The sequence below is a fragment of the Acinetobacter sp. EKM10A genome (assembly GCF_011075215.1).
Lineage (GTDB): Bacteria > Pseudomonadota > Gammaproteobacteria > Pseudomonadales > Moraxellaceae > Acinetobacter > Acinetobacter baumannii.
Genome location: NZ_JAALLK010000025.1, coordinates 19,551 through 29,400, shown reverse-complemented (window position 1 = coordinate 29,400; position 9,850 = coordinate 19,551). Strand labels below are relative to the sequence as shown.

General features: G+C 41.2%; 9 protein-coding genes. 8 read left to right on the top strand and 1 reads right to left on the bottom strand.

The features are described 5' to 3' along the window. The first annotated feature begins 179 nt into the window (after nt 1-179). The 3 genes from G9371_RS18305 to G9371_RS18295 all read left to right on the top strand — a co-directional run bounded on the left by G9371_RS18305 (nt 180) and on the right by G9371_RS18295 (nt 2,609). Nucleotides 180-575, top strand: coding sequence for a DUF2007 domain-containing protein (locus tag G9371_RS18305; protein ID WP_001198599.1), 396 nt, complete (start codon nt 180-182; stop codon nt 573-575). A 170-nt stretch (nt 576-745) separates the two neighbouring features. Next, entirely contained in the window at nt 746-1,309 is a 564-nt protein-coding gene (locus G9371_RS18300) for a DUF4256 domain-containing protein (RefSeq protein WP_029423864.1), read from the top strand. A gap of 136 nt (nt 1,310-1,445) precedes the next feature. Continuing rightward, entirely contained in the window at nt 1,446-2,609 is a 1,164-nt protein-coding gene (locus tag G9371_RS18295; RefSeq protein WP_039244290.1) for an acyl-CoA dehydrogenase family protein, read from the top strand. 31 nt (nt 2,610-2,640) lie between these two features. Here G9371_RS18295 and G9371_RS18290 read toward each other — a convergent pair whose 3' ends face one another. Then, complete coding sequence (locus tag G9371_RS18290; protein WP_000562187.1) at nt 2,641-3,240, bottom strand: TetR/AcrR family transcriptional regulator; 600 nt, start codon at nt 3,238-3,240, stop codon at nt 2,641-2,643. A gap of 186 nt (nt 3,241-3,426) precedes the next feature. On the opposite strand from G9371_RS18290, the gene G9371_RS18285 reads away from it, so the two are divergent. From G9371_RS18285 to G9371_RS18265, 5 genes are read left to right on the top strand one after another with little or no spacing between them, the layout of a single operon-like run. Then, nucleotides 3,427-5,232: an acyclic terpene utilization AtuA family protein gene (locus G9371_RS18285; protein ID WP_002132916.1), complete on the top strand. Its 1,806-nt coding sequence runs from the start codon at nt 3,427-3,429 to the stop codon at nt 5,230-5,232. A 20-nt stretch (nt 5,233-5,252) separates the two neighbouring features. Continuing rightward, nucleotides 5,253-6,164: an SDR family oxidoreductase gene (locus tag G9371_RS18280; protein WP_000121938.1), complete on the top strand. Its 912-nt coding sequence runs from the start codon at nt 5,253-5,255 to the stop codon at nt 6,162-6,164. An 11-nt stretch (nt 6,165-6,175) separates the two neighbouring features. Next, complete coding sequence (locus G9371_RS18275) at nt 6,176-7,789, top strand: acyl-CoA carboxylase subunit beta (protein WP_029423862.1); 1,614 nt, start codon at nt 6,176-6,178, stop codon at nt 7,787-7,789. Nucleotides 7,790-7,831: 42 nt separating this feature from the next. Next, nucleotides 7,832-8,989 (top strand): acyl-CoA dehydrogenase family protein, encoded by a 1,158-nt coding sequence (locus G9371_RS18270; RefSeq protein WP_000673016.1) that lies wholly within the window; start codon nt 7,832-7,834, stop codon nt 8,987-8,989. 10 nt (nt 8,990-8,999) lie between these two features. Further along, entirely contained in the window at nt 9,000-9,836 is an 837-nt protein-coding gene (locus G9371_RS18265; RefSeq protein ID WP_000175506.1) for an enoyl-CoA hydratase/isomerase family protein, read from the top strand. Nucleotides 9,837-9,850: the final 14 nt, after the last annotated feature.

Below are 9,850 nucleotides of genomic sequence, written 5' to 3'. Positions count from 1 at the left end.
GATTACCCATGTGAGAGTAAGTCATCGCCAGCTCATTATTCTAAACACCCTCAACCATTGGTTGGGGGTGTTTTTTTATAGCTGGAATTTGTATCCTCAATTTTTTAAACATTAAAATTGATTCAAATTATAAAGAAATAAAGTTAATCTAAAGTTATTTACCTCATCAGAAATTTAATATGCAATGGATCGTAGTTAAAACTTTCTCGTTTCCTTATGAGGCACAAATTGCAAAAACTCAATTAGAAGCATTTGGAATTCCTGCTTATATTGAAAATGAGCATACAATTAATATGGATTGGTTTTATTCTAATGCTTTAGGTGGAGTTCGTTTATTAGTTCCAGAAAACTATGTTGATGAAGCGAAGCTATTTCTTGAAAAAGACTTTAGTGATGAGCTTGAACAAAAGTTCGGGGAGAATAAAGAATATTGTCCTGAGTGTGGAAGTTTGGATATAGAGGTTAATAATAAAGGAAAAAAATCTGCCTTTTTATTGTTTATGTTTTTCGGCCTACCTTTATTTTCTTTTAAAAATGGGAGTAAATGTAAGCGTTGTGGACACTTTTGGAATTAAATATATAGTAAAGGATTATTTATTATCTTAATTATGGACCCTCATGTAGAGAGATTGGATTGAGTTCTATCTCTGCAATTAATGTTTGAGGCAGAGAAGCCCTCGATATTAAACAAAGAAAACAAATTACTTTGTTGGGCATTCTGTTTAATAAGGATAAGGTTTATTCAATGATGACTAAAAAACAATTAACTTCAAAACAAATAGATATGTTGCTTGAATTATTAAAAAATAGATTTGAAAAGAATATACATCGACATAAAGAAATTGATTGGGCGAATGTGCGAGCTAAACTCATTGAGTCTCCAGACAAACTATGGACATTGCAGAAAATGGAAAATACAGGAGGAGAGCCAGATGTTATTACTTATGACCAGCAGAAAGATGAATATTTATTTATAGATTGCTCTGTTGAGTCACCGAAAGGTCGTAGAAGCCTTTGCTATGATCGAGAAGCCTTAGAGTCTAGAACAGATCATCCTCCTAAAAATAGCGCAATAGACTTAGTCCAAGAAATAGGGGCTGAACTCCTAACAGAAGAGCAATATCACCAATTACAACAGCTCGGGGAGTTTGATCTGAAAACATCAAGCTGGCTTGCTACTCCAGAGGAAATCCGAAAATTAGGAGGAGCTCTTTTTGCGGACCGTCGCTATGGTCGAGTCTTCATCTATCACAATGGAGCCCAGTCATATTATGCAGCTCGTGGTTTTCGCTGCTGTTTAAGGGTATAGGTCTTGCGAATCAACTCGATCGTCTGGATTTGATATTTTATGCCAAGAAAATGGAGATTCTTGCAACTTTTGACTGATGGTAAACATGACAAGATATGTTCTGGAATTAAATAAAAACATCAGGACATTTCTAAAAATGCAGCTCAATCCAATTTACTATAATGAACAACATATAGCTTTTGCCGATAATGTTCGTAGATTTGTACAAAAAGAAATGGCATCTTTCGTTAATGAATGGGATGAGGCTGAGACATTCCCAAGAGAACTTTATAAAAAGGCTGCCGAAATTGGATTACTGGGTCTAGGTTTTTCAGAAGAATATGGTGGTATTCCAGATGCAGATCCATTCTATTCATTACTGGCTGGTATCGAAATGGCAAAGGCGGGTTCAGGTGGGGTGCATATCTCGCTCATGGTCCATACCATTGGCGCCCCTCCCATTCAGCACTTTGGGAGTGAGGAGTTAAAGGCTAGAGTTCTGCCAGGTATTATTTCCGGTGAGAAAATTTCGGCTTTAGCGATTACAGAACCTGGTGGTGGTTCAGATGTTGCTGCATTACAGACTAAAGCTGTCAGAGATGGGGATTATTATATTGTTTCGGGCGAGAAAACATTTATTACATCGGGAATTCGTGCAGACTATTATACAGTTGCAGTGCGTACTGATCCGACAAAATCGGGTGCAGAAGGCATTTCAATGTTACTCATTGATGCACATAGTGAAGGTATTACTAAAACGCCTTTGAAGAAAATGGGATGGTGGGCATCAGATACGGCACATTTGTATTTTGATCAAGTACGAGTACCTGCATCAAATCTACTTGGCAAAGAAAATGCCGGTTTTAAAGTTATTATGAATAACTTTAATATGGAGCGGTTTTTCTTGGGAGTAGTCGCTTATGGGTATGCATTAGTCTGTTATGAAGAAGCTTTAGAGTGGGCACAGCAACGTAAAACTTTTGGTAAGCGATTAATAGATCATCAAGTAGTACGCCATAAATTGGTAGATATGGCAACCCAACTGACCTCAACGCGGGCATTACTTGAAGAAACAGCATGGAAAATGACTCAGCCGAAGTTACAAGGACCTGAGTTGGTGGCGCAAATTTCAATGCTTAAAAATGTTGCGACTCGCACTATGCAATTTTGTGCTGATGCGGCTGTACAAACATTAGGTGGTATGGGCTTTATGCGAGGTACCAAATCAGAACGTATTTACCGTGAAGTGAAGGTCAATATGATTGGCGGTGGTGCTGAAGAAATTATGAAAGATTTGATTAGTAAACAGCTTGGTTATTAATTCTTATAAGGTGGACTTTGAGCCACCTTTTTTATTTCAAAGCCATTTCCCAAACCATTTCCGTTAACTCATCAATTTTGACTTTACCCTCAGATTTATACCAAGTTACAGTCCATGAAATTGCACCGCCAATTAAGCGTCGCCAAATAAAAGCATCGTGTTTGACTTTACCTTGTGTGCGTAACTTTTCAATGATATCGAGCCAGATTTGCTCATATTCATTACGCATTTTTAAAAGATAATCTTGCTTTTCTTTTGATAGAGCGAACCATTCGTACACCAACACAGCCATGGCTGCACCAGTATCTCCAGTAATTGAGATCAGTTCGGCTTTAATAAGAGCACGTAATTGTTGTTCTGGGTCTGTAGATTGAGTTGCTGCATCATTTAAACGGGCAAGATTATAGATAATGGTCTGTTCCATCACATGAGCGAGGATATCATCTTTACTTTTGAAATGATGAAATAAGCTTCCCGATTGGATTCCAATAAACTGAGCAAGTTCACGAACAGTGGTTTTATCATAGCCTTGCTTATGAAAAAGATAGGCAGCACCGTGCAATAAACGGCCACGTGGACTGTCATCAAAGCAGGGGATATTTGGAATCTGTTCAATTGAGGTGGCAATCATGTGCTCAGTTTGTTCCTTTATCTAAAAGTCTATAGTGGAAATTTTCACTAAATTTCATCGCATTTCAGGTTATTTGCCGAATTTGGAAGATTTGGTCAACATCACAATAACATTTTGCGCTTTACAAACCAAGCGCTTGCTTGGTAATGTTGAGGCTGATTTTTAGACAAAATAATGAGAAATAGGATGGCAAATAATCAGCAGGATGATCATCGAGTCGTAAAAATAGGGTGTGCCTCTGGGTTTTGGGGAGATACCAATACTGCCGCTTTTCAGTTAGTGCATTTGACCGATATTAATTATTTGGTTTTTGATTATTTGTCCGAGATTACCATGTCGATTATGGCTAAAGCGAAGATGGTAGAACCGAGACATGGTTATGCTTTAGATTTTGTCAGCCGAGTCATGGCACCTTTACTAAAAAAAATTGCTGAAAAAAAGATTAAAGTGATTAGTAATGCGGGTGGTGTTAATCCATTAGCTTGTCGGGATGCCTTGCAAAAAATTATTAAAGAGTATGGTCTAGATCTGAAAGTGGCTGTGGTATTAGGTGATGATCTTTTGCCAAAACATGAGCAGCTAAAATCACAGAATATTCAAGAAATGTTTAGCGGAGAAGCGTTGCCAGAACAGGTGGCAAGCAGTAATGCTTATTTAGGCGCGGTTGCTATTCGTGACGCCTTAGACTTAGGTGCAGATATTGTGATTACGGGTCGTGTAGTTGACTCTGCTGTGGTACTTGCACCCTTACTTCATGAATATCAGTGGTCGCTCGATGATTATGACAAATTGGCGCAAGGTTCGTTAGCAGGTCATGTGATTGAATGTGGAGCCCAATGTACGGGTGGTAATTTTACCGATTGGCAATTGGTACAGGGCTTCGACAACATGGGCTTTCCAGTGGTTGAAGTGAGTGAAGATGGCTCATTTGTTGTAACTAAGCCTCAAGGTACAGGTGGTCTGGTTTCTACTGCTACAGTTGCAGAGCAAATTGTTTATGAAATAGGCAATCCTCAAGCATATTTACTACCCGATGTCATTGCTGATTTCAGCCACGTGCATTTAGAGCAAGTCGGGGAGCACCGAGTTCGTGTGACGGGTGCAAAAGGACAAGCACCAACTACACAATATAAAGTCAGCGCGACTTACCCAGATGGATATCGGGTTTTAGTGAGTTTCCTCATTGCAGGACGTGAGGCACCACAAAAAGCACAAGTCATTGCTGATGCGATTTTGACTAAGTGCGAACGTGTTTTAGCAATGCGCTCAGTGCCGCCATTTAGTGAAAAGTCTGTTGAAATTTTAGGTATTGAAAGTACCTATGGCGGCCATGCCCAAACATTAAATAGTCGTGAAGTTGTGGTCAAAATAGCTGTAAAACACATGATTAAAGAAGCATGTATGTTCTTTGCATCTGAAATTGCACAAGCTTCAACAGGTATGGCTCCAGCTTTGGCAGGAATTGTTGGAGGCCGCCCCAAAGCATCTCCAGTAATTAAGTTATTTTCATTTTTAATTGATAAAAATCAGGTGAATGTTGAAATCGATTTTGATGGCCAACGTCACGCGGTTGAAATTCCACAAGGGGTTTCTACAGAGCAATTGCTTACATTAACGGCAGGTGAAAATGCAGTTTATCAAGGAGATGAAATTGAAGTTCCTTTGATTGAAATTGCGCATGCCCGCAGTGGTGATAAAGGCAATCATAGCAATATTGGCGTGATTGCACGTAAAGCGGACTATTTACCATGGATTCGTGCAGCACTAACTGAACAGTCTGTTGCAAGCTATATGCAACATGTTTTGGATGCTGAGAAAGGGCGAGTAATCCGTTATGAGTTACCGGGTTTAAATGCACTGAATTTTATGTTGGAAAATGCCTTGGGTGGCGGTGGTGTTGCCAGCTTACGTATTGATCCGCAAGGTAAAGCCTTTGCCCAACAGTTATTGGATATGCCTGTTAAAGTTCCGGCACATCTTTTAGAAAAATAAAATGAATGGATGAAACAAAGATGAGTTATCAATCAATATTTAGACCAGATGCTTTCGCCAATAAAGTCATTATTGTGACAGGTGGTGGCTCAGGAATTGGACGCTGTACTGCACATGAGCTTGCAGCCCTCGGCGCTCAAGTAGTGATTACAGGACGCAAAATTGAAAAATTAGAGAAAGTAAGCCAAGAAATTATAGAAGATGGTGGTTTAGTTCATTTCATTGTTTGTGATAACCGTGAAGAAGAACAGGTGAAAAATATGATTGCCGAAGTGATTGAAAAATTCGGCAAACTCGATGGTTTGGTAAATAATGCAGGCGGGCAGTTCCCCTCAGCTTTAGAGAATATTTCGGCGAATGGTTTCGATGCAGTCGTGCGTAATAATTTACACGCAACTTTCTATCTAATGCGTGAAGCTTATAACCAATGGATGGCTAAACATGGTGGCAGTATTGTCAATATGACTGCTGATATGTGGGGCGGTATGCCGGGAATGGGACATTCTGGTGCTGCGCGTTCAGGGGTTGATAACTTAACTAAAACAGCATCGGTTGAGTGGGGCAAATCTGGTGTTCGTGTAAATGCGGTTGCACCGGGGTGGATTGTATCATCCGGTATGGATAATTATAGCGGTGATTTTGCCAAAGTAATTATTCCAAGTCTTGCTGGCAATGTACCGTTAAAACGTATGGGAACTGAGTCGGAAGTCTCATCGGCAATTTGTTATTTACTGTCAGATGCTGCGGCTTTTGTGTCAGGTGTAACTTTGCGTATTGATGGCGCTGCATCGCAAGGGACACGCATGTACCCACTAGCCGAAGCAACAAATAGTCAGTCTTATAATGGTTTCCATCGCGCATTTATTCCTGAAATTTTTAAAAAAGATAAGACTGCGAAAGTCGAGCAAAGCAATAATTCAGGCTCGGAGTGAGGAATAAAAAAATGACCATTCTTCAATCCGAAATTACTGTTGGTAGTGAACAGTATCAAAAGAATAAAGAGGCACTACTTGCTCAACTGAATGAAGTCCGTGCAATTCAGCAAAAAAGTATTGATAAATCGTATGCTGCTAAACCGAAATTCGATAAAAAGGGCAAGATTCTGCCGCATGAGCGTGTACGGTTATTGCTCGATGCCGATTCGCCTTTTGTCGAGCTTTGTGGCTTGGTTGGCTACAACATGCATGATGACAAGGATGGCTCCGAAGCTGGTGGTGGTGTAATTGCTGGCATTGGTTTTGTCAGTGGTGTGCGTTGTCTGGTCTCTGCAAGTAATAGCGCAATTAAAGGCGGGACCATGTCTCCTATGGGTGTACAGAAAACTTTGCGTTTGCAAAAAATTGCCTTAGAACAAAAACTCCCGCTGATTACGCTGACCGAAAGTGGCGGTGCTAACTTAAATTATGCAGCTGAAGTATTTACCTATGGTGGTATGACTTTTGCCAATCAGGCACGTTTGTCTGCAGCAGGTATTCCACAACTTGCAGTGGTACATGGGAATGCAACGGCAGGAGGAGCTTATCAACCAGGTCTTTCGGATTATGTCATTGTAGTACGCAAACAAACAGAGATGCTTCTTGCAGGTCCACCTTTACTTCTGGCTGCCACGGGTGAAGTCGCCACAGCGGAGGAATTGGGTGGGGCGGAAATGCATGCGCAGGTTGCTGGAACAGCAGAATACTTAGCAGAAAATGATGCCGATGGAATTCGGCTTGCACGTGAAATTTTTGAACACCTCAACTGGAAAGAGCAAATCAAACCAGTTGATGTGACTTATAAAGAGCCTCGTTATGATACCGAGGAACTGTTGGGTGTTATTCCAAGTGATCCTAAACAACCATTTGATATGAAAGAAGTGGTTGCCCGCATTATTGACGATTCAGATTTTCTAGAATTTAAGCAGGAATATGATGATTTAACGGTATGTGGCTGGGCAAAAATTGGTGGTTTGCATATCGGTATTATTACCAATAATGGTCCGATTACCCCTCAAGGAGCAGCGAAAGCAGCTCAGTTTATTCACTTATGTGAACAGACCAACCGTCCGTTATTATTCTTACATAACACTACTGGCTTTATGGTGGGAACCGATGCCGAGCAAAACGGCATTATCAAGCATGGTTCAAAACTGATTCAAGCCGTTGCCAATTGCACAGTCCCTAAAATTTCGATTGTTGTAGCAGGGTCGTATGGTGCTGGAAACTATGCGATGTGTGGCCGGAGCTTATCGCCAGACTTTATTTTTGCTTGGCCGAACTCGCATGTTGCTGTCATGGGATCTGCACAGGCTGGAAAAGTGCTACGCATTGTAGCAGAAGGAAAACAAAAAGCTTCCGGTCAGGAGCCGAATCCACAAATGCTTGATTTTCTTGAGCAAAGCACTGCGATGAAATTGGAGCAGCAATCTACAGCATTGTTCAATACCGCTATGTTGCATGATGACGGCATTATCGATCCGCGAGATACCCGAAAATTACTGATTTTTCTTTTACAAACCATTTATGAAGCACAGCAGCGCGAGTTGAATCCAACCCGTTTTGGTGTGTCTCGTTTTTAATAAACCTTTGCCGTAATTAAAAAAATTAATAGGAACAACATCATGAAATTTACTGCCGAACATGAAGCATTACGTCGCACAGCGCGTCAATTTGTTGAAAATGAACTGAATCCGAATATTCCGGAATGGGAAGAAGCTGGACGTTTCCCGATCCACGATGTATTTAAAAAGATGGGTGATCTTGGCCTATTGGGGATTTGTAAGCCTGAGGAAAATGGTGGTCTGGCTTTAGATTACTCTTATAACTTGGTTGTTGCTGAAGAAATTGGACGAGCAGCTTGTGGCGGTGTGCCTTTAGCCATTGGTGTACAAACCGATATGGCAACACCTGCTTTGGCGCGTTTTGGCAGCAAAGAATTACGTGATGAGTTTTTAACACCAGCCATTGCTGGAGAATATGTTGCCTCAATTGCGGTATCGGAAGTACATGCTGGTTCGGATGTTGCTGCTATTAAAACGACTGCTAAAAAAGATGGCGATGACTATGTCATTAACGGCAGCAAGATGTGGATTACCAACTCACTGCAGGCCGACTTCTTTTGTCTTTTAGCCAATACGTCTGACGATAAACCACATGTTAATAAGTCGATGATTATTGTGCCAGCCAAAACTAAAGGGATTAGTTTTTCAGAACCGTTAAATAAATTAGGTATGCGTTCAACGACCACAGCACAAGTTTATTTGGACAATGTACGTGTACCTCAGCGTAATTTGGTTGGCGTTGAAGGTATGGGCTTCATGATGCAGATGATGCAATTTCAGGAAGAGCGTTTATGGGCTTGTGCTAATGCGATTGGTGGTTTGGAAAATTTAATTCAAAAGACTATCGCCTATACCAAAGAGCGTACGACGTTTGGTCAACCACTCATTAATAACCAATATATCCATTTTCGTTTTGCCGAACTCATGACTGAAGTAGAAGCGCTTAAAGCCTTAACCTACCAAGCGTGTGAACAGCATATTGCGGGTGAAGATGTGACTAAGCTGGCATCTATGGCAAAGCTCAAAGCAGGCCGTTTAAGCCGTGAAGTTGCCGATAGCTGTCTACAATATTGGGGTGGCAATGGCTTTATGTGGGATAACCCTGCATCCCAGCTATATCGTGATGGTCGTTTAGGCTCTATTGGCGGTGGCGCAGATGAGATTATGTTGGGGATTATCTGTAAGTTGATGGATATCTTGCCAAAAAAACAAAAATAAGGAATCAACCATGACACTTTCAGCATCGCTTCAAGCTATAGATATTGATGACAGCATTCAATTAGAACAAGACGGCAGTATTTTATACCTTTGGTTAAACCGACCGGAGAGCCGTAATGCCATGAACTTGAATATGGTTAATGCAATACAGCAAGTTTTTACTGCCATCCGCGATGACCTTTCAATTCGTGCAGTCGTCATTCGTGGTGAAGGTGGGACTTTCTGCGCAGGTGGTGATATTAAAGACATGGCTGCTTTACGCGTTGAAGCAACTAACGTTGGTAGTCTGCAACCTTATACTGACTTTAACCGCCGTTTTGGTGCCATGCTTGAGCAAGTTGAAGCTGCACCACAGACTGTTGTGGTCATTTTAGAAGGCGCGGTATTAGGTGGAGGTTTTGGGCTGGCATGTGTTTCTGATGTTGCCATTAGCCGTGATAATGCGCAGTTTGGTTTACCTGAAACTGGGCTTGGTGTGATTCCTGCACAAATTGCTCCTTTTGTGGTGAAACGTATTGGCCTGACTCAGGCACGCAGACTGGCTTTACTCGGCATGCGTTTTGAAGGGCATACAGCACTGAGTGTCGGTGTGGTTCATCAAATTGCACATAATGAAATTGAACTTGAGCAAGCTTTACAAGAAACAATTCAGCAAATTAAACGAGCAGCTCCTCTAGCTTCACGTGTGACTAAAGCACTGTTACATCGAACACTCAATGAACCTTTAAATCAGTTGCTAGATGATGCTGCACAGCAGTTTGCTCAAGCGGTTGGTAGTGCTGAAGGACAAGAAGGAACGATGGCTTTTATCCAGAAACGGTTACCAAATTGGGCCGATGAAACATAAGAGATAAGGATAAA

Bases quoted from the DNA above. Each gene is read 5' to 3' on its own strand.
- G9371_RS18305 (WP_001198599.1), top strand. From the start codon at position 180: ATGCAATGGATCGTAGTTAAAACTTTCTCGTTTCCTTATGAGGCACAA.
- G9371_RS18300 (WP_029423864.1), top strand. From the start codon at position 746: ATGATGACTAAAAAACAATTAACTTCAAAACAAATAGATATGTTGCTT.
- G9371_RS18295 (WP_039244290.1), top strand. From the start codon at position 1,446: ATGCAGCTCAATCCAATTTACTATAATGAACAACATATAGCTTTTGCC.
- G9371_RS18290 (WP_000562187.1), bottom strand. From the start codon at position 3,240: ATGATTGCCACCTCAATTGAACAGATTCCAAATATCCCCTGCTTTGAT.
- G9371_RS18285 (WP_002132916.1), top strand. From the start codon at position 3,427: ATGGCAAATAATCAGCAGGATGATCATCGAGTCGTAAAAATAGGGTGT.
- G9371_RS18280 (WP_000121938.1), top strand. From the start codon at position 5,253: ATGAGTTATCAATCAATATTTAGACCAGATGCTTTCGCCAATAAAGTC.
- G9371_RS18275 (WP_029423862.1), top strand. From the start codon at position 6,176: ATGACCATTCTTCAATCCGAAATTACTGTTGGTAGTGAACAGTATCAA.
- G9371_RS18270 (WP_000673016.1), top strand. From the start codon at position 7,832: ATGAAATTTACTGCCGAACATGAAGCATTACGTCGCACAGCGCGTCAA.
- G9371_RS18265 (WP_000175506.1), top strand. From the start codon at position 9,000: ATGACACTTTCAGCATCGCTTCAAGCTATAGATATTGATGACAGCATT.